22 protein-coding genes are annotated in these 25,756 nt (G+C 47.6%); 18 read left to right on the top strand and 4 right to left on the bottom strand.

Annotated features, from left to right (window positions below; translation table 11 throughout):
* The first annotated feature begins 3 nt into the window (after positions 1-3).
* The 3 genes from argB (at position 4) to argH (ending at position 3,691) form a co-directional block, all read left to right on the top strand.
* The gene (argB, locus tag VOA_RS14840) at positions 4-792 is read left to right on the top strand and encodes an acetylglutamate kinase (RefSeq protein WP_001281563.1); all 789 of its coding nucleotides are present in this window, start codon (positions 4-6) and stop codon (positions 790-792) included.
* Positions 793-867: 75 nt separating this feature from the next.
* Complete coding sequence (locus VOA_RS14845) at positions 868-2,082, top strand: argininosuccinate synthase (RefSeq protein WP_000049176.1); 1,215 nt, start codon at positions 868-870, stop codon at positions 2,080-2,082.
* Between the two features lie 232 nt (positions 2,083-2,314).
* Entirely contained in the window at positions 2,315-3,691 is a 1,377-nt protein-coding gene (gene argH / locus VOA_RS14850; protein WP_001240119.1) for an argininosuccinate lyase, read from the top strand.
* 270 nt (positions 3,692-3,961) lie between these two features.
* Here argH and VOA_RS14855 read toward each other — a convergent pair whose 3' ends face one another.
* The 3 genes from VOA_RS14855 to VOA_RS14865 form a co-directional block, all read right to left on the bottom strand.
* Positions 3,962-4,216 (bottom strand): DUF3624 domain-containing protein, encoded by a 255-nt coding sequence (locus VOA_RS14855; protein WP_000742072.1) that lies wholly within the window; start codon positions 4,214-4,216, stop codon positions 3,962-3,964.
* Positions 4,217-4,449: 233 nt separating this feature from the next.
* Complete coding sequence (locus tag VOA_RS14860; protein WP_000809396.1) at positions 4,450-5,904, bottom strand: dihydrolipoyl dehydrogenase; 1,455 nt, start codon at positions 5,902-5,904, stop codon at positions 4,450-4,452.
* Between the two features lie 67 nt (positions 5,905-5,971).
* On the bottom strand, positions 5,972-6,703 hold the full coding sequence (locus VOA_RS14865) for a glutathione peroxidase (RefSeq protein ID WP_000495219.1): 732 nt from the start codon (positions 6,701-6,703) through the stop codon (positions 5,972-5,974).
* A gap of 139 nt (positions 6,704-6,842) precedes the next feature.
* Here VOA_RS14865 and oxyR point away from each other — a divergent pair, with 139 nt between their 5' ends.
* Positions 6,843-7,736 carry a DNA-binding transcriptional regulator OxyR gene (oxyR, locus tag VOA_RS14870; RefSeq protein WP_001025912.1) on the top strand — a complete coding sequence of 298 codons (894 nt, stop codon included), beginning with the start codon at positions 6,843-6,845 and terminating at the stop codon, positions 7,734-7,736.
* A 67-nt stretch (positions 7,737-7,803) separates the two neighbouring features.
* Here the strand turns inward: oxyR and VOA_RS14875 are convergent, their stop codons facing one another.
* Entirely contained in the window at positions 7,804-10,284 is a 2,481-nt protein-coding gene (locus tag VOA_RS14875; protein WP_000668750.1) for a penicillin-binding protein 1A, read from the bottom strand.
* 141 nt (positions 10,285-10,425) lie between these two features.
* Between VOA_RS14875 and pilM the strand changes: the two genes are divergently transcribed.
* The 14 genes from pilM to xds all read left to right on the top strand — a co-directional run bounded on the left by pilM (position 10,426) and on the right by xds (position 25,574).
* The gene (gene pilM / locus VOA_RS14880; protein WP_000520451.1) at positions 10,426-11,442 is read left to right on the top strand and encodes a type IV pilus assembly protein PilM; all 1,017 of its coding nucleotides are present in this window, start codon (positions 10,426-10,428) and stop codon (positions 11,440-11,442) included.
* Positions 11,432-12,016, top strand: a complete 585-nt coding sequence (locus tag VOA_RS14885; RefSeq protein ID WP_000903044.1) for a PilN domain-containing protein — start codon at positions 11,432-11,434, stop codon at positions 12,014-12,016. The genes pilM and VOA_RS14885 overlap by 11 nt, the downstream gene beginning before the upstream one ends.
* Positions 12,009-12,599 (top strand): type 4a pilus biogenesis protein PilO, encoded by a 591-nt coding sequence (locus tag VOA_RS14890; RefSeq protein ID WP_000135850.1) that lies wholly within the window; start codon positions 12,009-12,011, stop codon positions 12,597-12,599. The genes VOA_RS14885 and VOA_RS14890 overlap by 8 nt, the downstream gene beginning before the upstream one ends.
* Positions 12,589-13,107 (top strand): pilus assembly protein PilP, encoded by a 519-nt coding sequence (locus tag VOA_RS14895; protein ID WP_000794743.1) that lies wholly within the window; start codon positions 12,589-12,591, stop codon positions 13,105-13,107. The genes VOA_RS14890 and VOA_RS14895 overlap by 11 nt, the downstream gene beginning before the upstream one ends.
* 25 nt (positions 13,108-13,132) lie before the next feature.
* Positions 13,133-14,848: a type IV pilus secretin PilQ gene (locus VOA_RS14900; protein ID WP_001243932.1), complete on the top strand. Its 1,716-nt coding sequence runs from the start codon at positions 13,133-13,135 to the stop codon at positions 14,846-14,848.
* 186 nt (positions 14,849-15,034) lie between these two features.
* Positions 15,035-15,559 carry a shikimate kinase AroK gene (gene aroK / locus VOA_RS14905; RefSeq protein ID WP_000818614.1) on the top strand — a complete coding sequence of 175 codons (525 nt, stop codon included), beginning with the start codon at positions 15,035-15,037 and terminating at the stop codon, positions 15,557-15,559.
* A 27-nt stretch (positions 15,560-15,586) separates the two neighbouring features.
* Positions 15,587-16,672 (top strand): 3-dehydroquinate synthase, encoded by a 1,086-nt coding sequence (aroB, locus tag VOA_RS14910; RefSeq protein WP_000439815.1) that lies wholly within the window; start codon positions 15,587-15,589, stop codon positions 16,670-16,672.
* 53 nt (positions 16,673-16,725) lie between these two features.
* Positions 16,726-18,192, top strand: coding sequence for an AAA family ATPase (locus VOA_RS14915; RefSeq protein ID WP_000050202.1), 1,467 nt, complete (start codon positions 16,726-16,728; stop codon positions 18,190-18,192).
* Between the two features lie 69 nt (positions 18,193-18,261).
* The gene (locus VOA_RS14920; RefSeq protein WP_000744686.1) at positions 18,262-19,095 is read left to right on the top strand and encodes a Dam family site-specific DNA-(adenine-N6)-methyltransferase; all 834 of its coding nucleotides are present in this window, start codon (positions 18,262-18,264) and stop codon (positions 19,093-19,095) included.
* 126 nt (positions 19,096-19,221) lie between these two features.
* Positions 19,222-19,896, top strand: a complete 675-nt coding sequence (rpe, locus tag VOA_RS14925; protein WP_000651340.1) for a ribulose-phosphate 3-epimerase — start codon at positions 19,222-19,224, stop codon at positions 19,894-19,896.
* Positions 19,897-19,915: 19 nt separating this feature from the next.
* Positions 19,916-20,596, top strand: a complete 681-nt coding sequence (locus VOA_RS14930; RefSeq protein WP_000835873.1) for a phosphoglycolate phosphatase — start codon at positions 19,916-19,918, stop codon at positions 20,594-20,596.
* Between the two features lie 127 nt (positions 20,597-20,723).
* A complete protein-coding gene (trpS, locus tag VOA_RS14935) occupies positions 20,724-21,740 on the top strand; it encodes a tryptophan--tRNA ligase (RefSeq protein ID WP_000042612.1) in 1,017 nt (338 codons plus the stop codon).
* A 149-nt stretch (positions 21,741-21,889) separates the two neighbouring features.
* Positions 21,890-22,657: a substrate-binding periplasmic protein gene (locus tag VOA_RS14940; protein ID WP_001236007.1), complete on the top strand. Its 768-nt coding sequence runs from the start codon at positions 21,890-21,892 to the stop codon at positions 22,655-22,657.
* A gap of 298 nt (positions 22,658-22,955) precedes the next feature.
* Positions 22,956-25,574 carry a GlyGly-anchored extracellular endonuclease Xds gene (gene xds / locus VOA_RS14945; RefSeq protein ID WP_000425958.1) on the top strand — a complete coding sequence of 873 codons (2,619 nt, stop codon included), beginning with the start codon at positions 22,956-22,958 and terminating at the stop codon, positions 25,572-25,574.
* The last annotated feature ends 182 nt before the right edge of the window (positions 25,575-25,756 follow it).

The raw sequence follows: 25,756 nt of genomic DNA, 5'->3' as shown, positions 1-25,756 counted from the left end.
AACATGTCAGATCTCAAGCTCAGTCCTTTAGTGATTAAGTTAGGCGGTGCGGCGCTCGATTGCGCAGAGACACTTAGCAAACTGTTTGGTGCAATTGCCCAATATCAGAACCAAGCCCAGCGACGCATCGTGATCGTGCATGGCGGTGGTTATCTGGTCGATGAGTTGATGGCGAAGCTGCAACTCAAATCGGTTAAGAAAGATGGTTTACGCGTTACGCCATACGATCAAATTCCGATCATTGCCGGAGCTCTCGCAGGTACGGCAAACAAGATGCTGCAAGGCCAAGCGATCAAAGATGGCATCAATGCCGTGGGTTTGTCACTGGCGGATGGCGGTTTATGCCACGTCGAGGAATTAGATCCTGAACTGGGCGCAGTCGGCAAAGCCACGCCGGGCGATTCCACTTTGCTGCAAGCGATTTTGGCTACTGGTGCGATGCCCATCATTAGCTCGATTGGCCTAACTGCGGAAGGGCAGATGATGAACGTCAACGCTGACCAAGCGGCGGTTGCTGTGGCGGGTGCTCTGGATGCGGAATTGGTACTGCTTTCTGATGTCAGCGGTGTGCTGGATGGCAAAGGCCACCTCATCGCCACCTTAGATGCCAAACAAGCGGATGCACTGATTGCTGGCAAAGTCATTACCGACGGCATGATCGTCAAAGTGAAAGCGGCATTGGAAGCGGCGCAAGATTTAGGACGGCCGATTGAAGTGGCTACCTGGCGTTACCCAGAGAAGCTCGCCAAGTTATTTGGCGGCGGAAGCATCGGCACCCGTTTTCTACCTTAAGATTTTAAGTCACTAATTTGATTAAACCTGAGCACTGACCGCCAAGCGCAGAGCCAGGAATATGGAGATACATCAATGAGTAAAGTACAAGTTAAAAAAGTAGTTGTGGCATATTCTGGCGGTCTGGACACGTCGGTGATCATTCCATGGTTAAAAGAAAATTATGACTGTGAAGTGGTGGCGTTTGTGGCTGACGTTGGTCAAGGTGATGAGGAACTGAAAGGTGTAGAAGCGAAAGCGCTCTCATCGGGCGCCTCGGAATGTTACATCGTTGACCTGAAAGAAGAATTCGTTAAAGAGTACATCTACCCAACGCTGAAAACGGGCGCTTACTATGAAGGTAAATACTTACTCGGTACTTCAATGGCGCGTCCGGTGATTGCTAAGGCACAAGTCGAAATCGCGCGTAAAGTGGGAGCGGATGCACTGGCACACGGCTGTACTGGTAAAGGTAACGACCAAGTGCGTTTTGAAGGTGCTTTTGCGGCACTGGCTCCGGATCTGCATGTGATTGCGCCTTGGCGTGAGTGGAATCTACGTAGCCGTGAAGCGTGTTTGGATTACCTTGCCGAGCGCAACATTCCTTGTGCCGCATCATTGACCAAGATCTACTCGCGTGATGCCAACGCATGGCACGTTTCTACCGAAGGTGGCGTTTTGGAAAGTACATGGAATGCGCCAAATGAAGATTGCTGGGTGTGGACGGTTGATCCTGAGCAAGCGCCTAACGAAGCAGAATATGTCACGCTGCAAGTTGCGCATGGCGAAGTGGTCGCTGTTGATGGTGAAGCCATGACCCCTTACAACGCTTTGCTGTACCTCAACCAAAAAGGTGCGAAGCATGGTGTAGGTCGTATCGACATCGTGGAAAACCGTCTGGTAGGTATGAAATCTCGCGGCTGTTACGAAACTCCGGGAGGCACCATCATCATGGAAGCGCTGCGTGCCGTTGAACAACTGGTGCTGGATAAAACCTCATTCGAATTCCGTGAAGAGCTGGGTATTAAAGCGTCACACCTTGTTTATGATGGTCGTTGGTTCACTCCACTACGTCAGGCGGTATTTGCGGCAGCCGATGAGCTGGCGAAAGATGTCAACGGTGAAGTGGTGATCAAGCTGTACAAAGGCCAAGCCGTGGCAACGCAAAAACGTTCGGCTAACAGCCTCTACTCAGAAGATTTCGCGACCTTTGGTGCAGATGAAGTGTATGACCACAGCCACGCAGGCGGCTTCATCCGTCTTTACTCGCTGTCGAGCCGCATCCGCGCTCTGAGCCAAAACAAGCAGTAATAAGCACTGTCATCGGTTTATAACATAAGGATCGCACTGCGATCCTTATCCCCTTCCTACTTGAAGTTGCAGCGGTGTTGGCTACGTTCATTCACCCCAATCACATAGTTTATCTATGCTCATGGGGATTCACTCACTTGCCGCCTATCTGCAACTCCAATGAGTTTGGGGTCATTTTCAGTTATCACATCCTCGACGGCGGTTGCGGTGAGAGGAAAGCAGGAGATTAAGCATGGCATTATGGGGCGGAAGATTTACCCAAGCGGCGGACAGTCGGTTTAAAGCATTCAATGATTCACTGCGTTTTGATTATCGCTTAGCCGAGCAAGATATTGTTGGATCAATCGCTTGGTCAAAAGCCTTGGTCTCCGTCAATGTCTTGAGCGTGCATGAGCAACAACAGTTAGAGCAGGCGTTAAATTACCTGCTGAAATCGGTTCAGCAAGATCCGGAGCAAATCTTAGCTTCTGATGCGGAAGATATTCACTCTTGGGTGGAGCAGAAGCTGATTGAGCAAGTCGGTGATCTCGGTAAAAAACTGCACACAGGGCGTTCGCGTAATGATCAGGTTGCGACCGATCTTAAGCTCTGGTGTCGCGATCAGGGCGTTCATCTGCTCTTTGCTCTGAAAACGCTGCAACAACAGTTAGTGGCGGTGGCTGCTGAGCACCAAGCGACGGTTTTACCGGGCTACACCCATTTGCAACGTGCGCAACCGGTGACTTTTGCCCATTGGTGTTTAGCTTATTTGGAGATGTTTGAGCGTGATGAGTCCCGTTTGACTGATGCTTTGGCGCGTTTAAACACCTCACCGCTCGGTTCTGGTGCATTAGCAGGAACCGCTTACGCAATTGATCGCGAGGTGTTAGCCGCGGATCTTGGTTTCACTCGCGCGACACGTAACTCGCTGGATGCAGTCTCCGATCGCGATCATGTGATGGAGCTGATGTCAGTCGCATCCATTTCGATGCTGCATTTGTCGCGTCTGGCGGAAGACATGATCTTCTACACCACAGGTGAAGCGGGCTTTATTGAATTAGCTGATACAGTGACCTCTGGCTCTTCACTGATGCCACAAAAGAAAAACCCCGATGCGCTGGAGTTGATCCGCGGTAAAACCGGACGCGTCTACGGTGCGTTGGCGGGGATGATGATGACCGTGAAAGCACTCCCTCTCGCGTACAACAAAGACATGCAAGAAGATAAAGAAGGGCTATTTGATGCGCTCGACACTTGGTTTGATTGTTTGCAAATGGCGGGACTTTGCTTTGATGGGATTAAAGTGAATGCGGCGCGTACGTTAGAAGCGGCCAAACAAGGCTACTCGAACGCGACTGAATTGGCGGATTATCTAGTCGCGAAAGGGATTCCATTTCGCGAGGCGCACCATATTGTCGGTGTGGCTGTTGTCGCGGCAATTGGCAAAGGTGTGGCTTTGGAAGAACTTTCACTGGCTGAGCTACAACAGTTTTCATCATTGATCGAGCAAGATGTGTATCCGGTTCTGACCATTGAGTCTTGTTTAGAGAAACGTTGTGCACTGGGTGGTGTATCACCAAAACAAGTGGCGCATGCGGTGGAACAGGCTCAAACGCGAGTGAAGTCTTAAATCGCGATAATTCACTTCGCCATAGGAGATAGAGAAAAAGCAGTTGGTTAACTCACTGACTAATAAATGGAAAATCATTCAAACAAAAAAGATCGTAAAAAAGATCATTTTTTTGTGAACCTTTCGGTGAAAGTCCGGTCTACTACAATACCACTGCTTTTTCTTAGAAGAATCTAAGAAGGCCCTAAATCTGTACTAGGTTTAGGGCTTTTTTCTTTCCTATAGCATTGAAGTAGTACAGAAGCCTTAGCAAAGACGCTTGGTGCTGCTTTAGTCCTCTTTTCCTTGTCGTTTTCGCCAAGGTAAGATCACGTACTTCATCCATAAATGCAGAAACAGTAAACCGTTAAAAGCAAAACCGGCGAAGATCAGAGTGATCGATTCAATGCTCGTTGGCGCATCCTTAAACCCCCAAAACCAAACGATCCAGGCAAGCACGGATAACACCGTGAGTTGATCCATACAGCGTTGACAGCGGCCAATTTTTTTCCAAAACCAATGTTCGCTGCATTCTCCACAAGCCATACGCTCCACCTTAAGCCAACAGACGTGATTGTCAGTCGGTGAACAACACCGAGTTGCTAAAACATCAAGGAGTATAACCCACCGCAAGTATGATGCTGAAGCCTGAGTGCAGAGTTAAGGAAAGTTAGAAGTGAATGAATTCAACGGCAAATGCAATCCAATACAAAAAGCCTGAGGTTGACCTCAGGCTTTGGCATTTTTACAGAAAGAATCGATTCTGAGTGCGCGGCAAATTAACAGCCCGGGCCACAATCCAAACAGTGTTTGATCATTTCTGGACCAAGATGCAGTTTCGCATTGAGGTCACGCAGAGCGGTACGTACCCCTTCCTCAATCACTGGATGGTAGAAAGGCATATCGAGCATTTGCGAAATGGTCATTTGGTTTTGGTGCGCCCAAGCCAGTAAGTGTGCTAAATGCTCGGCATTCGGTCCCATCATTTCAGCACCAAGGAAACGGCCAGTGCCTTGCTCACCATACACATGTAGCAAACCTTTATTGCGTAGCATCACTCGTGAACGGCCTTGGTTTTCAAACGACACTTCACCCACAGCAAAGCAGCCACAGTTACCCAAACGCTGGGTCAGTTGCTTATAGGTTTCTCCGACCATGGCAATTTGTGGGTCAGAAAATACCGCAGAAATTGCTGAGCGGCGCAAACCCGCGCGAATGTCTGGGAAGCGGCCTGCGTTATCACCTGCAATACGACCTTGGTCAGCGGCTTCATGCAGCAGCGGGATTTGGTTGCTGGCATCGCCTGCAATAAAAATCGAAGGTACCGAAGTTTGCAGTGTGTAGTGATCCGCTTTGGGTACGCCACGTTCATCCAGTACAACATCGGTATTGTCCAGTGCTAATTTGTCAACGTTGGGACGACGACCTGTCGCCGCAAGCACATAATCCACGATGAAGGTTTCTAGCTCACCTTGCTGGTTGATAAATTGGATTTCCACTTTATCGCGATCAATACGTTTCATGCTTTCGACTTTCACGTCTGCATCGAGATAAAACTCTTGTTGGAAAGCACGATTCGCGTAAGCCATGACTTCTGGATCGGTCAGTGGTCCCACTTGGCCGCCTAAGCCAAACACTTTCACTTTCACCCCTAAACGATGTAGGGATTGGCCAAGTTCTAAACCGATCACTCCCGGTCCAAACACAGCGACCGCTTGTGGAAGATCATCCCACTCAAATACATCGTCGTTAACGACTAGGCGATCACCGAGTTCATTCCATACTGCTGGATAAGCAGGACGTGAGCCTGTTGCAATGACTACACGCTTGGCATGAATACGTGTGTGCTCATCCACTTGCAGTGTATGGTTATCAATAAACTTCGCGTAGCCTGCAATCTTGTCTTGCTCTGGAATGGAATCCACCCCTTCCAGTACAAAACCGACAAAGCGATCACGTTCGCGTTTGACGCGATCCATCACTTCACGGCCATTAATGACAGTCTCACCTTGTGGGTAAACACCAAAGCCAGGGGCTTTTTCAATCTGGTGTACGCTTTCTGCGGCAGCAATCAGCAGTTTGGAGGGCATACAACCCACACGCGCACAGGTGGTGCCGTAAGGGCCGCCTTCAATCATCACCACATTCTGAGTGTAAGCTTTCGCTGCACGATAAGCGCCAAGGCCAGCTGTGCCACCGCCGATAATGGCGACGTCAACGTGAATCTGTTTCATTATGGTTCCTCAATCGGTTTTATTGGTCTGCAGGAGAGTGAGGCTCCCTAGCGGGAGCCTTCGGAGCTTATTGATTTAGGTAGACTTCTAAGTCATCGCTACCACCAATGTGCTTACCACCGATAAACACTTGTGGCACCGTGGTGCGGCCAGAAACAGCGCGCAGGCTCACGGTGGTGGCGTCTTTACCTAAAATCAGCTCTTCATACTGTAGACCGGCATCAATCAATGCTTGTTTCGCCTTGGCGCAATAAGGGCAACCTGGCTTAGTGAAAATGGTCACTGATTCTTGCACCTTGTATTGAGGGGCAATGTATTTGAGCATGGTATCTGCGTCCGATACTTTGAACGGGTCGCCCGGCTCATTCGGTTCGATAAACATTTTTTCTACGACGCCGTTTTTAACCAGCATGCTGTAGCGCCATGAGCGTTTACCAAAGCCAAGATCATTTTTATCCACCAGCATGCCCATGCCATTAGTGAACTCACCATTGCCATCGGGGATGAAAGTAATTTGGTCTGCGTTTTGGTCATCTTTCCACGCGTTCATCACGAAAGTATCGTTCACCGATACGCACAAAATGCTATCGACACCATGTTCTTTAAAAACTGGGAACAGCTCGTTGTAGCGCGGCAGGTGAGTGGATGAACAGGTTGGAGTAAATGCACCCGGCAAGCTAAACACGATAACGGTCTTATCTTTGAATAGTTCATCTGTTGTGACGTTAACCCAAGCATCACCTTGGCGGGTTGGGAAAGTAACTTGTGGGATAGTGTGACCTTCTTTAGATGTAAACATGTCTTACCTCAGATTTAAGATGTGATTTTAATTCAATGAGATGGGCTCTCTTGTTGCTGGCTATTGTTAAAGAAATGCTTTGATAGCTCTAATCGTTTAATGCTATGGTTTTGATAGATGCATTCTATCTGGGTGAAGTATGAACATTCGTGATTTTGAATATTTGGTGGCCTTAGCCGACCACAAGCATTTTCGCAAAGCGGCGGAAGCGTGCTTTGTCAGCCAACCCACCTTAAGTGGCCAAATTCGTAAGCTAGAAGATGAAATCGGAACCACCTTACTTGAGCGCAGTAGCCGCCGAGTTCTGTTTACTGAAGCTGGGCTACAACTGGTTGATCAAGCAAAGAAAATTCTTTCTGAGGTGAAAACCTTCAAAGATATGGCCAACCAGCAAACCGGAGCCATGACAGGGCCATTGCACATTGGCTTTATTCCGACCTTAGGGCCGTATTTGCTGCCTAGGATTATCCCAACACTGAAAGAACGTTTTCCTGAGTTGGAGCTTTATCTGCATGAAGCGCAGACCAGCCAATTAGTGCGTCAACTTGAAGATGGCAAACTCGATTGCTTGGTACTCGCTTCGGTGGAAGAGACCGCGCCGTTTAAAGAAATAGAGCTGTATGATGAAGTGATGAGTATTGCCGTGCCTTGCGATCATGTTTGGGCTGAGCGCGATGAAGTAGAAATGTTAGAGCTTAAAGGCAAAACCGTACTCGCTTTAGGAGATGGTCACTGCTTACGAGATCAAGCGTTAGGTTTCTGTTTTGCCGCAGGCGCGAAAGATGATGAGCGTTTTAAAGCGACCAGTTTGGAAACTTTGCGCAATATGGTGGCGGCGGGAGCCGGCATTACGTTACTGCCGCAGCTGGCATTACCGGAAGACAAGAAAAAAGATGGAGTGTGTTATTTGCGTGCGGTGAATCCTATTCCATCACGTCGCTTGGTGTTGGTCTATCGTCCCGGATCGCCATTACGTCAACGTTTTGAGCAGTTAGCCGCAGTGATTAAGCAGCGTTTGCAGCAAGCGGATTAATTGCACATTGCCATCCAATAAAAAAGAGGCTGTGTTCAGCCTCTTTTTACTTTTCGTTGAAAGCTGATTAGAACAGCTCTTCTCCCGAACCTGATGAATAGATAGATTCATTCACATTGTCGCTGACGTATTCTGTTGGCTCAGTGCCTGCTTCAAAATACTCAAACATAGAGCTCGAATCTAACTTATTGGTCAGTAACCCAGTATCACGATCAATGCGTACACGAACGATGTTATCCGGTACAACTTTTTGTTGCACGGGAACATCTTGTAGCGCGATTGACATAAACTCAACCCATGCGGGCAGCGCGGTCTTACCGCCCGATTCAGCACCAGAGACATCGTCATCGAGATTCGGGTTGGGGGCCGTTTTACCAAGGTTACGACTATGGTCATCAAAACCTACCCAAGCGATGCCAACGATGCCAGGACCATAACCGTTATACCAAGCGTCTTTTGAGTCGTTGGTGGTTCCGGTTTTGCCCCCGATATCACGTCGCTTGAGTGACTGAGCACGCCAACCAGTGCCATTCCATCCGGTATCTGAGCTCCATTCACCACCGCCCCAAATATTGCTGTACAACATTTCGCGAGTTAAAAACGCATTTTGCTCGGAAATGACTTTTGGAGCATATGGGTTAGCTGCGTCTTGCTCGGCAAACTCATTCAACTCTGACGAGCATTGGCTGTGGCAAACCACTTTCGGTGTTGCACTAAATTCTACTTTACCAAACGGGTTCTCAACGCGGCTGATATAGAATGGCTCAACGTAATAACCATTATTGGCAAACACTGAAAAACCTTGTGCCACTTTGACTGGAGTTAAACTGCCAGCACCTAGCGCAATGGTTTCTGAACGTGGTAACTGATCTAAGTCGAAACCAAAGCGAGTTAAGTATTCGCGAGTTTCATCCAAGCCAACTTCGCGGAGAACACGTACTGCCATCACGTTCTTAGATTGGGCTAAACCAATTCTTAATCGAGTTGGGCCAGTATAAGTCGGTGGTGAGTTTTTCGGACGCCAAGCTGTACCTTGGCTTTCATCCCACTGGTTAATCGGTGCATCATTGATCAGTGTTGCTAGCGTCATCCCTTTATTGAGGGCAGCAGAGTAGATAAAGGGCTTGATACTTGAACCTACCTGACGAACCGATTGGGTGGCACGGTTAAACTTGTTGTGCACAAAGTTAAAGCCACCGACCAGCGCTAATACCGCACCATTATCAGGATTCATTGCGATAAACGCAGTGTTGGCATTGGGAACTTGGCTCAGTTTCCAAGCGGTGGGTTGCTCTTCATTACTATTATGAGGACGAACCCAAATCTGTTGTCCAGCGGCTAAAAACTCAGTGGCACTTTTCGGCAGTGGTCCTTGGCGGTCGTCATTAATAAAACGGCGTGCCCAGTTAATGTCTTCCCAAGCAAGGGTTTGTTCACCATAGCTTTTTATCCAAACTCGTGCAGATTTGTCCTCTACGTTCAACACCACCGCTGGGTACATGTCGCCATAAGTGGGTTCATTATTGAGGTATTCGGTGAGTTGGGTCTGATTCCATGCGGGTTGTTTATCTTTCCACAATTCTTTTTCTGCACCACGATAACCGTGGCGTTCATCGTAGGCCAATAAGTTATTGATCGCCGCTTGGTTGGCTGCTTTTTGCAGTTTCGATTCAACCGTCATATACACATTCATACCAGAAGTGTAAGCCGCTTCTTCACCGTAACGCTCAACCATCCAAGCGCGGGCAATCTCCGCGACATAAGGAGCGTTCAGTTCAATCTCTGCGCCGTGATATTTGGATGTGACAGGTTCTGCTCGTGCCGCATCATACTCTGCTTGAGTGATGTACTTCTCATCCAACATACGCAGCAAAACCACATAGCGGCGGTTGGTGGCACGTTCTACCGAGTAGATCGGGTTCATGGTTGAGGGAGCTTTCGGTAGACCTGCAATCAGAGCAATCTCACCTAAGGTCAGATCTTTTACCTCTTTACCAAAATACGCCTGTGCAGCAGCACCGACACCATAAGAGCGGTAGCCGAGATAAATCTTGTTCAGGTAAAGCTCTAAGATCTCTTGCTTGCTTAACAGCTGTTCAATATGGATGGCAATGAAGATCTCTTTGATTTTGCGCATCACTTTCTTCTCATTAGAGAGGAAAAAGTTACGTGCAAGCTGTTGAGTAATGGTGCTTGCCCCTTGAGAGGCACTACCCGAGGCGACCACTGCAAACGCGGCACGGGTGATACCAATCGGGTCGAAACCGTAGTGTTCGTAATAGCGAGAGTCCTCGGTGGCTATCACCGCTTCAATCAACTCTTTGGGCATCTCTTCCAGTTTGAGCGGAATACGGCGCTTTTCGCCAAATTGAGCGATCAGCTTGCCATCCTGACTAAAGACCTGCATTGGAGTTTGTAATTGGACATCACGTAGAGTGGCAACATCTGGCAATTCTGATTTCACGTAGAAATAGAAACCAAAGATTGTAGTGACTCCAAGAATAATGCAAATCAATGAAAATACTAATAAACGCTTTATGAACTTCACCGGAGAATCCCTGTTTAGTTGAGGCTGCACTAATGCAAACCCTTGTACTCTAGGCTAAAACCTTAGCTCGCAAAATATCATCTGCCTATTTTTTGAGAAATAGGCCTGTCGAGCTGAACCTCTTTACTGGAGTTTAGCCTCATGGGTAAATCATTAGTTACGGGTATTGATATCGGCCATCACAGCATAAAAGCGGTGGTGCTCAAACCTATGGGCGACACTTATGCGCTTGTGGGGTATGAGGAGTTGCTCGTTACCGCTGATATTTTCACCGATAATCACACGCTCGATTATCAGAAAATTGTAAAGAAACTCAAAGAACTAAAAAAGGGGTTACCACTATTTAGTCACAAAGTCGCGGTTGCAATTCCGGATAACGCAGTAATAAGCAAAGTATTACAAATAGATAGCGATCTTGAGCATAGAGAACAAGAGTTTGCGATCTATCAGGCTTTTTCTCATCAATCCCCGTTTCCGGTCGAAGAACTGAGCCTTGATTTCGTTAAAGTGGCAGAAAAAAATCTGGTGCGCACGGCGACCACTACCTTTCATGTTTATGCCACCAAGCGAGATGTGGTCGAAAGTCGTTTACAAGCCAGTAAAAAAGCGGGCTTTGAACCGATTTTGATGGATGTGCAAGTGCATAGTTTGCTCCATTTATGGCAACTCGCGAGTCGCGCTTATCGACGCCCTGATTGGATGCTGATTGATGTTGGCTATACCCAAAGTTCATTGTGTCTCGATTTCACGGAAAAAATGCCTTTCTATAAAGATGTGCCTTTGGGCACGCGCGCTCTTGAGGGGGATTCGCATGGTGCTCAAGCCTTTGGTCAGACATTCGCGCAAGATCCGACTCAGCGCTTCATCAACGAGTTTGTTGATAAAGTCGCACGTCAAATTCAACTATTTACTTCAGTGCATGGCGCACAAAGCTTGAGTGGCTTATGGCTCTCTGGTGGTGGAGCAACGATAGCGGGATTGGAAGAGGCGCTCTATCAGCGATTGTCACTGCCTTGCGAAGTCTTGAATCCGTTTTCACTGTTCAAAATGAACGTTACAAAGCGTAAACGTCAAGTGATTGATGGGCAGCGCTTTAGCACTGCAGCAGGCCTTGCATTGCGTGGTTTAGCATGGTTGGAGAGTGAACATGCTGCATAACATTAACTTACTACCGTGGCGAGATAAACGGCGCGAAGCGCATAAGCGGCGCTTTTTGGGGTTAGTGACACTTGGTGTTTTGCTTGCGGTACTGATGCAGTTTGGTGCTGGTGAATACTTAAGTGGGCAAATGGCCAAACAGCAAGAGCGCATCGGCTATTTAAAGCAGCACATTTTCGCGTTGGATCAGCAGATCGCTAAACTGAAAATTGCTGAAGAGGATCATAAAGCTTTACTGACGCGTTTAACCGTGGTTGAGCAGTTACAGCAAAAGCGTAATAAAACCACCGAGTTTATGAACCAGATGCCAGCTCTCATTCCTGAGGGAGTCTATGTCGACAAGATCAAAATGAATGGTCGTGAGATAGAAATGACAGGGATTAGTGATTCCACTGCACGTTTGGCAACCATGCTCGATAACTTGGAAAAATCGGCCAAATTGAGTGAGGTTGAAATGCACGAGATTGTTTCGGGCAACAAGCGATTTGGTAAGCAATTTCAGAGCTTTAAAGTCTCCTTCCAAATTTTAACCCCAGCCTCTAATCCGCAAGAGGGAGGTGCACACAATGGCTAGTTTTCAAGAGTTAGAACTCGATGAAATCACCGAGTGGCCACTGCTGCCTCAATTGATGGTGATCTTGCTGTTGATGTTACTGACTCAGGGGGCTGGTTATTGGTTCTATCTCATGCCCAAGCAAGACGACATTGCCGTGTTAAAGCAAGAAGAAGAAACCGTTAAAGCTACCCTGCGTATCAAGGCGAATAAAGTAGCCGCCTTACCGCAAATCCAAGCTCAATTGGATGAGCTCAAAGAGCGTTACGATTTTTTATTGCGCCAATTACCGGTGCAAAAAGAACTTGCCAGCATGCTCGCTTCCGTTAACCAACTTGGTCTCGATAATTCCTTGACGTTTACACGGATTGATTGGGGGGAGCGAGAAAGCCAAGAGTTTTTGTACCGCCTGCCACTCAATATCGAACTGACTGGTAACTATCACGACATAGGCGATTTTTCTGAAGCGATTGCCAAGCTGCCGCGCATTATCAACTTTGATGATGTGGATTGGCAGCGGGTAAGCCAAGAGAGTAGCACGTTGCACTTTCGAGTCAGAGCTTACACCTACCAATTTAAACAGGAGGTAGAAGATGAAAAATAACCGTATTGGGTTATTGCTTGTTGCCTTGTTTAGTTTGGCGGGGTGTAAGGCCAACCAAGAGGACCTCGCTTCCTATGTAGCGCAAGTTGAGCGAGATGCGCGTAAGGAAGTGACCAAGCTAAAGCCTATCTTAGAATTTGAAGTTACTACCTACCAACAACATAAGGGGCGCGAGCCTTTTGTGTTGCCAAAAGAGGCTTTAGTGCAAAACCAGCCCGTGGCCAAAGCTGATTGTTGGCAACCTGTACCGCGTGCGAAAAATGGTCCGCTAGAGCGCTATCCACTGCATCAACTGCGTTTAAAAGGGGTGATGAGCAGTGGTGGAAGTATATCCGCCCTTGTGCAAACACCTGCCGGTAATGTCGAGAAAGTCAAAGCGGGGCAGTACGTAGGGATTAATAACGGAAAAGTCACACGAGTTGACGACAGCTATTTGTTAATTAATGAAACCTTGCCTGATGGCTTAGGGTGTTGGAATCAGCGTAACGTCAAGCTGGCTTTAAAATAATAGGTTGAAGTATAGAGATATAACGATGAGAAATGGATTGAAAACTTATGTCGCACAGACTTGGCTGACCTTGTGGGTTGGTGTTGCTCTTTGTGCTTCTTCCGTGGCGATGAGTGCGGATTCTACGGCCGCTAATCAGCTCGAAAACATCGATTTTCGGGTCAATAAGGATAAAGCGGCAGTATTGATTGTCGAGTTGGCTTCACCATCAGTGGTGGTAGATGTACAAAAAGTTCAGGAAGGGCTGAGTATAGAACTGCTGAAAACTGATGTGGCAGATGACAAACTCTATCTATTAGATGTGAAAGATTTTTCTACACCAGTCCAAAGTGTCGAAGTGTTCCGTAAAGAGCCAAGTACACAACTCGTTGCAACCATCGAAGGTGAGTTTAAACATGACTACAGCTTAAAAGGTAAATACCTTGAAGTTGTGATCAGCAAGCTTAAAGAGAACGAGCAACCCAAGCCAAAAAGCATTTTGGAAAAAGAGGGCAGGCTTATCTCGATTAACTTCCAAGACATTCCAGTGCGTAACGTATTGCAGCTGATTGCCGATTATAACGGCTTCAACTTAGTAGTATCGGACTCGGTTGTCGGCAATCTGACTTTACGCTTGGATGGCGTACCTTGGCAGCAAGTGTTAGACATCATTCTGCAAGTCAAAGGGCTTGATAAACGGGTGGATGGCAATGTGATTTTGATTGCGCCAAAAGAGGAGCTCGATTTGCGTGAGAAACAAGCGCTCGAAAAAGCCCGTTTAGCAGAAGAACTTGGGGATTTAAAATCTGAAATCATCAAAATCAACTTTGCCAAAGCGTCTGACATTGCGGCGATGATTGGCGGAGAAGGCAACGTCAACATGCTGTCTGAACGGGGTTCGATCAGCATAGATGAGCGAACTAACTCACTGCTGATCCGAGAGCTACCCGATAACATTGCGGTTATCCGTGAAATCATTGAATCGTTGGATATTCCGGTTAAACAAGTGCAGATCGAGGCTCGTATTGTCACCGTAAAAGAAGGTAACTTGGATGAACTTGGTGTGCGTTGGGGCGTGATGTCGACCAATGGTAGTCACTCCGTAGGTGGAACCATTGAAAGTAACTTATGGCAACAAGGGTTATTGGCGGAAGATGAATTTCCGGTTGATGAATTCTTGAATGTTAACTTAGCGGCCGCTTCAACAAACGCGTCTTCGATTGCTTTCCAAGTGGCTAAGTTAGGTTCTGATACGCTGTTGGACTTAGAGTTATCGGCTTTACAAAATGAATCGAAGGCAGAAATCATTTCGAGTCCTCGTCTGATTACCACCAACAAACAGCCTGCGTATATCGAACAAGGTACAGAGATCCCTTACCTCGAATCTTCATCTAGTGGTGCAAGCACCGTATCGTTCAAGAAAGCCGTTTTGAGCTTGAAAGTCACCCCACAAATTACGCCGGATAACCGTTTGGTGCTCGATCTGAGCGTGACTCAAGACCGCCGTGGCGAAACGGTGAAAACGGGAACCGGAGAAGCCGTCTCCATTGACACTCAACGTATCGGCACTCAAGTGCTAGTGAATAACGGAGAAACTGTTGTGTTGGGTGGCATTTTCCAGCACAGCATCAATAATTCTGTGGATAAGGTGCCATTACTTGGTGACCTGCCTGTTTTGGGGGCGTTATTTAGACGAACGTACGAGCAAATGGGTAAAAGTGAACTACTGATTTTTGTCACGCCGAAAGTGGTCATTCAATAACTTAGCGTGCGCGTAACAAGCGAACAAAAATTAAAGTTGCAATAGTGGCACCATATCTAGATAATTTCGGGTCTTATCACGAAATATCGGTGAGGAATAGGTGCCACAAGCATTCCTACGGTTGGCTGATGTCCAACAACTCTTGTGGCGATGTCATTGAATTAACGTTGTATATTACTGCTGAACATGGCTGAGAAACGCAATATTTTCCTTGTTGGCCCTATGGGCGCTGGCAAAAGCACAATTGGTAGACACCTAGCTCAACAACTGCACATGGAGTTTATCGACTCTGATACGGTTATCGAAGAACGTACCGGAGCGGATATCGCATGGGTGTTTGATGTTGAAGGTGAAGAAGGCTTCCGCAAGCGCGAAGAGGCCGTTATTAATGATCTAACCGAGCAACAGGGTATCGTACTGGCGACGGGTGGTGGCTCAGTAATTAGTAAAGAGAACCGCAACCGACTGTCTGCTCGTGGTATCGTTGTATACCTTGAAACCACAATCGAAAAACAATTGGCACGTACCAATCGCGATAAAAAGCGCCCACTACTGCAAACCGATTGCCCACGCGATGTGTTAGAGCAATTGGCTGAAGATCGTAATCCTCTGTATGAAGAGATTGCCGATATCACGGTACGTACCGACGATCAAAGTGCAAAAGTGGTAGCCAATCAGATCGTAAAAATGCTAGAAGAACACATAATGTAATGTTTCTTCGAATTGGAGTGCAAAACCATGGAGCGGATTACGGTCAACCTCGGTGAACGTAGCTACCCAATCTCAATCGGTGCCGGATTGTTTACCAATCCGGCCCTTCTTCCTCTCTCAGCAAAACAGAAAGTCGTGGTCATTACCAATCAAACGGTTGCCCCTCTGTATGCTGCTTCTATTCTCTCTTTACTCGATCAGTTAGGCTGTCAGCATGCTCTGCTAGAATTGCCCGATGGCGAGCAATACAAAAGCCTAGAAACTTTCAACACGGTGCTGAGTTTTTTGCTTGAGCACAATTACAGCCGTGATGTGGTAGTCATAGCCCTCGGTGGTGGTGTGATTGGTGATCTAGTCGGTTTTGCTGCCGCTTGTTATCAGCGTGGTGTTGATTTCATTCAAATGCCGACCACACTTCTATCGCAAGTTGATTCATCGGTTGGAGGGAAAACTGCTGTCAATCATCCACTGGGCAAGAATATGATTGGTGCTTTCTATCAACCTAAAGCGGTCGTGATTGATACCCACTGCCTAGCTACTTTGCCTAAGCGTGAGTTTGCGGCTGGGATGGCGGAAGTGATCAAGTACGGCATTATTTACGACCAAGCGTTTTTCTACTGGTTAGAAGAGCATATGGATGCGTTGTATGCGTTGGACGAGCAAGCGTTGACTTACGCGATTGCACGTTGCTGTCAGATCAAGGCTGATGTGGTGGCGCAAGATGAGAAGGAATCTGGGATCCGAGCGCTGCTCAATCTCGGTCATACCTTCGGGCATGCGATTGAAGCACATATGGGCTATGGCAATTGGTTGCACGGTGAAGCGGTGGCGGCTGGTACTGTGATGGCAGCAAAAACGGCTTGGCTACAAGGCCTTATCGATCCGGCTCAGTTTGAGCGCATCGTAGCTATACTGAAAAAAGCACAATTGCCGATCCGCACACCGGACGACATGACCTTTACTGACTTTATGCAACACATGATGCGTGACAAAAAAGTCTTGGCGGGTGAACTGCGTTTAGTGTTACCGACTAGCATCGGTACTTCTGAAGTGGTGAAAGGTGTACCAGAAGCGATCATTGCCCAAGCCATTGAGTTCTGCCGCACGGTATAAACTAGGTTTTTGCGAATCATTTTGAATTTTGACAATTGTCATAGGATGGCCCGATGAGTTTGGCACATGAACTGGATTTAGAGTCTCAAACGGAATTACTGGAGCGGTTGCAACTGCTGACCCGCTTTGGTTCTAATTTAGTGAATGTTTGTGGTCGCCAAGGCGCGGGAAAATCTTGGTTAGCACAGCGATTTTTAGAGAGTTGGGCACAGGACAAAAATCAAGCTCTGCTCATGTGCCACCCTAATCAAAATGATGAGCAGCGCCGTGTCACTATTTTGTCACAACTGTTTTCTGAGCCATTGTATAACCCAAAAGATGCATTGGCTGAGAGTTTTGCTCGCCTGTTTGAGGAGCAAAACTGCGATATCGCGATTGTGGTCGATGACGCCCATCTTCTCACTGAGTCTTTAGTGTCTGAATTGTGGATGCTGGTGTTAGAAGCACAAAGCAACCCGCATTGGAATATCAACGTGGTGCTGTTTGCTCAAGACAATGGACTAGATGCATTGCTGACTCGCTTAAGCTATGGGCAAGAGCACAAGCCGATCGATTTAGAAATTGAGATGTTGTCCGAAGATGAAGCGGATCGCTTATTCGAAAATCGAGTTATGCGCTATGTTGAGCCACAACTTGAGCGTAAAGTGCGTAATGCATACAAAAAAGTGAATCCATTACCGGGGGAGATTATGGCGTTGGCGGAAACCAAAAGTGAAAAACGGGTCGTGATCCGCTCGATCATCGGTTCACCGTTTAATATTGCTCTGGTTGTGTTGCTACTACTGTTGCTACTTGGTGGTGGTTACTGGTGGCTACTCTCTAAACCGGTTCCGGAAGAGATGCAGACCACAGAAAGCGCTACTGGTGAGCAAACGGCGATTCCCACGCTTAATGCAAATGCCACTTCGGGGGAAGTTTCTCAAGAGAGCTTGGGCGTAAACGGCGAGTCTAGTTCTGCAGCTCATGGTGCTGATGATGATACGGCGGCGTTGCCACCTGATGTGGTTGATACTACCGCGAGTGTTGGTATTGAGGATGACGGAAAGCGCGTGGTGATCAATTCAGATGTGGTCGATGCCTTGTTGCAAAATAAAGCGGAAAGCACGGACACGTCTGCCATTAACCATGTGGTTGAATCAACTCAAGCGGTGACTGAGTTGAAAACCAAGACGCTAGAAACAGCCCCGGCTCAAGCGTCGCAGTCTAAACCAGTGAGTTTTTCTTTTGCGCGTGATGAGCTAAAAGCCATGTCGCCGCGCAGCTACACTTTGCAGTTGGCGGCCATGAATTCGATGCAGGATGTTCAAGCATTTCTTGATGAGCATAAGCTGCAAAATAAAGTTTATATCTACCCAACTCAACGCAATGAGGTTGAGTGGTTTATTGTCACCATGGGTAATTATCCGACCATCCAAATGGCGCGCGATGCTTCAGAAAAACTCTCTGCACCGTTACAAGCACTTGGCCCTTGGGCAAAATCACTTAGCCAAGTACAGCGGGAAATTGAGCGTAAGAAATAAACCTGAGCTTCACTGAAAAATATGTTACATTCCGCAGCCTTATTTTGTGGCGAAAGATTAGAGCAGTAGATGAAAAAGCAGCGTGCCTTTCTGAAATGGGCTGGGGGTAAATATAGCCTAGTAGAAGACATTCAACGTCATCTACCTGAGGCTCGTGAGCTCGTGGAGCCTTTTGTTGGCGCTGGTTCGGTTTTTCTTAACACCGATTTCGAGCGTTATCTGCTGGCAGACATCAATCCGGATCTGATCAATTTCTACAATTTGCTGAAAGTACAACCACAGCATTATATTGCGGAATCTAAGCGTTGGTTTGTGCCAGAAAATAACCGCAAAGAAGCCTATCTCGACATTCGTAAGCAGTTTAACCAGAGCGATGATGTGATGTTTCGCTCGTTGGCTTTCTTGTATATGAACCGTTTTGGTTTTAACGGCCTGTGCCGTTACAACAAAAAAGGCGGGTTCAATGTACCGTTTGGTTCCTACAAAAAACCCTATTTCCCAGAGCAAGAACTCGAGTTTTTTGCTGAAAAAGCGCAGCGTGCGACGTTTATTTGTGCCTCTTACGGTGAAACGTTTGCCCGTGCGCAAAGCGATAGCGTGATTTACTGTGATCCTCCCTACGCACCGCTATCGACCACCGCCAATTTTACCTCTTATGCTGGTAATGGTTTTACGCTAGACGATCAAGCGGCGTTAGCCGATATCGCCGAGAAAACCGCCAAGGAACGTGGGATTTCGGTACTGATCTCTAACCACGATACCACTCACACTCGACGCTTGTATCGCGGAGCACAGCTCAATGTGGTCAAGGCCAATCGCACTATCAGTCGTAATGGCGCAGGGCGCAATAAAGTGGATGAACTGTTAGCGTTATTCACCCCAACTCTTCCAAACAATCCGTGATCTTGTGGGCTAAGCGGCAGATTTCACCGCTTAGCGGCAAGCTGTGCGCTAGGATCTCATCACGAGCTTAGGTAGAATGGCGGCCACATTGTGTTCAGCTCGCATTCCATTCCACATGAGGTCGGTATGAAAGATTTTCTCATTGCTCCATCCATTCTCTCCGCAGATTTTGCTCGTTTAGGTGAAGACGTTGCCAAGGTACTGGCCGCTGGCGCGGATGTGGTGCATTTCGATGTGATGGATAACCACTACGTACCGAATCTGACGTTTGGCGCTCCGATTTGTAAAGCCCTGCGCGATTACGGCATTACGGCACCGATTGATGTGCATTTGATGGTCAAGCCGGTCGATCGCATCATTCCGGATTTTGCCAAAGCCGGTGCTTCCATGATCACTTTCCACGTTGAAGCTTCAGAGCACGTTGACCGTACTTTACAACTGATCAAAGAGTGCGGCTGTCAGGCGGGCGTGGTACTGAACCCTGCGACACCTCTACATCATCTGGATTACATCATGGATAAAGTCGATTTGATTTTGCTGATGTCGGTGAACCCGGGCTTTGGTGGACAATCTTTCATTTCACATACCTTAGATAAACTGCGCGCGGTGCGTGAGCGTATTAAGCAAAGCGGCCGCCCAATTCGTTTGGAAATTGATGGTGGCGTGAAAGTGGACAATATCCGTGAAATCGCCGAAGCGGGTGCGGATATGTTTGTCGCAGGCTCGGCGATTTTTGGCCAGCCAGATTACCAAGCGGTGATTGAGCAGATGCGCGCTGAGCTGGCGAAAGCCAAGATTTAATCTGATTTAGGATCGTGTTTTGAAATCCATAAAATTAATTGCTTTTGATTTGGATGGTACGCTGCTCGACAGTGTGCCGGATTTAGCGGTAGCGGCGGATCAAGCGGCGCGTGCGGTCGGCTATCCGGCGGTGAGCGAAGCGCAAGTGCGTGATTATGTCGGTAATGGTGCGGATGTGTTGATTGCGCGCGCACTCAGCCAGAGCTTAACGATCAATCCTGAATTAAGCCCAGAGCTACGTGCTCAAGCGCGTCACCTGTTTGATGAGTTTTATGAACAAACGGGGCACAAGCTGAGCCACCTGTACCCTAATGTTAAAACCACGCTTTTAGAGCTGCATCAAGCGGGTTTTATTCTGGCGCTCGTGACCAATAAGCCTTCTAAATTTGTGCCAGATGTTCTAGAGCAACACGGCATCGCGCACTTTTTCAGTGATGTGATTGGCGGCGATACCTTCCCGAATAAAAAGCCGGATCCGATGGCGCTGAATTGGTTATTAGAGAAGCATCAGTTAAGCGCTGAGCAAATGTTGATGGTCGGGGATTCAAAAAACGACATTCTGGCGGCGAAAAATGCCGGATGTTATTCCTTCGGTTTAACCTACGGTTATAACCACGGCGAACCGATTGCCAATGCGGAGCCAGACTTCGTTTCTGATGACATTGGTACTCTGCTTGAAGTGGTGCTCGTTTCGGCGTAAAAGTTGCCGTTCACACTAGTAAAATACTCGTTAATGAGTACACTGCTTGAATCGCGCCGACTCTGTGCGCGGTTTTTGTCACTTTGTTTTGTGTAATTTCAATTTCAGTCACAAGGAAATCAAACCCATGAGCAAACCCATTGTATTGAGTGGTGTTCAACCGTCAGGTGAACTAAGTATCGGTAACTACTTGGGTGCTCTACGTCAATGGCAACAGATGCAAGATGATTATGACTGCCAGTACTGTGTTGTGGATTTGCATGCGATTACGGTTCGTCAAGACCCGAAAGCACTGCATGAAGCGACATTGGATGCTTTGGCTATCTGTCTCGCGGTTGGCGTTGATCCGAAAAAGAGCACGCTATTTGTTCAGTCACACGTACCTGAGCACGCTCAACTCGGTTGGGTTTTGAACTGCTACACCCAGATGGGTGAGCTGAGCCGTATGACTCAGTTTAAAGACAAATCGGCACGTTACGCCAACGATGTGAATACCGGTCTGTTTGGTTATCCGGTGCTGATGGCCGCGGATATTCTGCTGTACGGTGCGCACCAAGTACCGGTGGGCAGCGACCAGAAACAACATCTGGAACTGGCGCGCGATATCGCGACCCGTTTCAATAATATTTACAGCCCAGAGCAACCGATTTTTACCATTCCTGAGCCCTACATTCCAACCGTGAATGCGCGGGTAATGAGTCTGCAAGATGCGACTAAGAAAATGTCCAAATCAGACGATAACCCCAAAAACGTGATCACCTTGTTGGAAGACCCGAAATCGATCATCAAGAAGATCAACAAAGCGCAGACTGACGCCGAAACCCCACCGCGTATCGCTTACGATGTTGAAAACAAAGCCGGCATTGCTAACCTGATGGGACTTTACTCGGCCGCAACGGGCAAAACATTTGCTGAGATTGAAGCCCAGTACGCTGGCGTGGAAATGTACGGCCCATTTAAGAAAGATGTGGGTGAGGCGATTGTTGCCATGCTGGAGCCTGTTCAGGCGGAATACCAACGCATTCGTCATGACCGTGAATACCTCAACAGCGTAATGCGTGATGGCGCAGAAAAAGCCTCTGCTAAAGCACTGCAAACGCTGAAAAAAGTGTACGCAGCCGTCGGTTTTGTTGCTCGCCCTTAAGCGTTGTGGTCAGCACTATAATCCGAATAAAAATAAAGCTAGATTTTCTAGCTTTATTTTTATGCAAAACATCACTTAACACGGATTGTCGTTTATCTCTGGCAACAGGCTACACTGTAGAAACGCAGTCAGATCTCTGAGTATGGTATATGCGGCTATTTCTCTTGCTTGGACTAATATTGATCGCCAGTGGTGCTCTCGCTAATCCACTGCGTGTCTGTGTGGGGGATGTCAATGTTTGGCCTCCATTCACTTACTGGCAAGGGACATCTGAACAAGAGAAAGCTTCTTCTTTGACGGGATCAGCAACCACGTTGGTGATTGATGCGTTAAACACCCTGCAGATTGATTACCAAATTAAATTTATGCCTTGGGCACGGGTTCAGCATGAACTGGCCCATGATAGTGGTCGTTGCGATTTGACTTGGGATGCGAGTTATCAAGCCGAACGAGAATCCTACAGCTATTTCTCTGTGCCGCTTTATACCATTCAGCTAGGATATTTTACTCTCGCAGATCAAAAGAAGGATTTACTCTCCGCCTCTACAACAGAGGGAGTATTGTGTGGAGTGAATGGTTTTAACTATGAAAAATTCGCTCTGCCCAAAGCCCCTTCGCTGTACTTAAGCTCGGTGCAGCATGCGCTCGATATGTTGCAAAAAAGACGTTGTGATTGGTTCGTGAGTGAAATTGAACCGATTTATGGTGGTATACAATTAGGGGTTTATAAGTTGGAACGTAACCTTGTCCATCAGTCACTGGGGCTGTATAAGCAGTACCATGTCCAAATTCGGCGAAGTTTGCCCAATTCACTCACACTGCTTAACGGCATTAACCAATACCTGTTAGATGCACAAAAAACGGGTCATGCACAAGCGGTATTTGAGCGCTATCTTCCTGTAAAACAAGTTAAATGATTTGTAACTCGTCAGGCTTCTTGCAACGTCATTCTGACGTTTTTCAGGATCTGAACTTTAACTTTTCTGCAATCGGATGGTTGCAAAACTGACTTACCTTGCTTGTTGAAACTTTGCGATACCTTCAAGTATTTACTCTATTGATGAGATGAATATCTCGATATCAATGCTGAATGTTTTTGTGTTGCATGAAAAACAGTAACACTCATCGCGCAAAGTGGTTTTGCTTTAATACAAACAGTGACTCAACACACCCTGTTTGCCAATCGACAATCAAGCAGGGAGGATAAGGTGCATCATGGAAATGAGATTAACCCCGAATTTAACGCGTTCGACTTTAGCTCTGGCTATCAGCTTTGGCTTAGTTGCGCCAACGTATGCCGACGTATTGATTTCTCAATATGTTGAAGGCAGTAGCTTTAATAAAGCGATTGAAATTGCTAACACCTCCGATCAAGCCGTGAGCTTGAATGGCTTCCAACTGGCGATGTCGACCAACGGCAGCGGCACTTGGGATAAAACCTTACCGCTCGATGGCCAAGTGATTACAGCACACAATGTGTTGGTACTTGCCCACGGCAGCGCCAGCAGTACGATTCTGGCGGCAGCGGATATCACCAACAATACGGTGATCAATTTCAATGGCAATGATCCGATTGCGCTGCTCAATAGTGATGGCAGTGTGCATGACGTGGTCGGCAATATGGGCGGGGCGGATTTTGCGAAAGACAATACGCTCGCTAGAACGAAACTGACACCAAGCGCCACTTACCAAGCTTCCGATTGGGCGACCCAAGGCAAAGACAATATTGATGGTCTGGGCGCACTGGATACCACCACGCCACCGACTGCATTCAATTGTACGCTAGATGGGGCTGAGCCAAGCTTTACCACCATCCAACAAATTCAGGGTGAAGGCAGTACTTCTCCCTATATCCAAGGTTATCCCTACATCACCAATGAAGATTTCTTTGTTAAAGGTGTGGTGAGTGCAGTAACGACCGGACTGACTAAAGGCTTCTATCTGCAAGCGCTGGAAGATGACTACAACCCGAACACCTCAGAAGGCCTGTTTGTGTTTACCAACCAAAGCAGTTCGGACTTAGCGCCGGGTGATGTGGTGTGTGTGAAGGGCAAAGTGCAGGAGTATTACAACCTGACGCAGCTCAAAGCGGAAAACAATCAGTGGGTGAAACAAGGCCAGCAAGCTGCGCCACAAGCGCAAGCCATCGAAATCCTGCCTTCAGATGAACACTTTGCCCAGACGCTAGAGCGCTACGAAGGCATGCTAGTGAAAACCACACCTGAGCTGGATATGCGTGTGACTCGCACTTTTGGTTATGACTATGATTCGCGCCGTAACAATATGGTGTTGGCACAAGGTCGCATTAATATGCAGCCAAACCAGCAGCATCCTGCCGGTTCAGAGCAAGCTTCGCAACAGAAGCTGGATAACGCACAGCGCCGCTTGTTTGTGGAATCGGATGCCAAAGCAGCTGATGGGCAAATTCCGTATTACCCAACATTTGGCCGCACCGATGTCGATCAAGATGGTTCAACCGAAGACTATATTCGAATTGATGATACGGTTTCAGGCCTCGAAGGGGTTGTGAGCTACAGCTATAATGAATATCGCTTGATTGCGACCAACACCATCTCGGCAGAAAATTTGGTGCATAATGCGCCGCGTCAAGCCAAGCCAGATCTGGATGAAGGCGATCTGCGCATTGCCACTTTCAACGTACTTAACTACTTCAACTCGCCGTTTGGTGGCGATGCTAACCAACATGGGGATAACCGTGGCGCCAACAGTCTGGCTGAATTTGAAGTGCAGCAAGCCAAGATTGTGAATGCGATTGTCCGTTTGGATGCCGATATCGTGGGTTTGATGGAAATTGAGAACAACGGTTTTGGTGAAGGTTCGGCGATTGCGCAGTTGGTTAATCAGATCAATAGCCAAATCGCGGATAAGAAAAAACACTACCGCTTTGTGGCGATTGATTCGAATGGTGATGGCAAAACCGATGCTGCCGATTCACTGGGTACCGATGTGATCACCACAGGTGTCATCTACCGCGATAAAGTGGTGAAGCTGGCGCAAAATCGTGTCATCCCAATGCCAAGTCAGCAAGCACCAGAGGTAGTGGATGCCAATGGTAAAGTGGTTGAAGATGGCAAAAACTACCAGCGTGATACGCTTGCCCCAACCTTTAAAGTGAAAGGCGGTAACGAGAAAATCACCGTCGCGGTCAACCACCTCAAGTCCAAAGGATCAGCGTGTTGGGAAGATGCCGCGCCCGTTGAGCAAGGCGGACAAGCAGGTAAAGATCTCGATTACCAAGGCGCGTGTGAAAACTTCCGTGTCGCAGCTGCGGTAGCGCTGGGTGATGCGCTAGCGAAAATCGATGGGCATAAAGTGATTCTCGGCGATATGAACTCGTACGGCATGGAAGATCCTATGCTGGTGCTGACCGACTACACACCAGAGAAATACGGCAAAACCATTCGCGCAGCACGCAATACTTACCTTGCCGGTGTGGAGCAGTTTGGAGATGCAGGCGCAGAAATAAAACACAGCTACGGTTATCTCAACGCGGTTGCCATCAAACATCCAGACAGTTGGAGCTACTCATTTAATGATGAAGTTGGTGCGCTGGATCATCTGTTAGTTAGCCCAAGCCTGAAACATAAAGTCGTGGATGCGACCGATTGGCACATTAACGGTGCAGAATCGACCTTGTTTGACTACAACGATGAGTTCAAAGGCAACCTGCCGAAATACAAGGATCAATTCCGCGCCTCAGATCATGACCCAGCGGTACTGGAGCTTAACATCTACGGTGGTTCATTAGGTTTAGGCGCACTGCTTGGCCTATTGGGGCTTGGTGTTTGGCGTCGCCGTACTTCACACGATTGATTGATGAAAAAGAGCGCGGCGTTGACCGCGCTCTTTACTGCTTAAAACCAGGAGTAACGGCTATATTTATCCCTTTCCTACTTGACGTAGCAATGATGTTTGTTTCACACCAACTACATTATCTATGCTCATGGGGATGAACTCACTACTGTGCCTACCTGCAATTCCAAGTTGTTTTGGCC

Source organism: Vibrio sp. RC586, assembly GCF_000176715.1.
Taxonomy (GTDB): Bacteria; Pseudomonadota; Gammaproteobacteria; order Enterobacterales; family Vibrionaceae; genus Vibrio.
The sequence above is the reverse complement of the archived record's forward strand: the minus strand, read 5'-3'. Positions and strand labels throughout refer to the sequence as shown.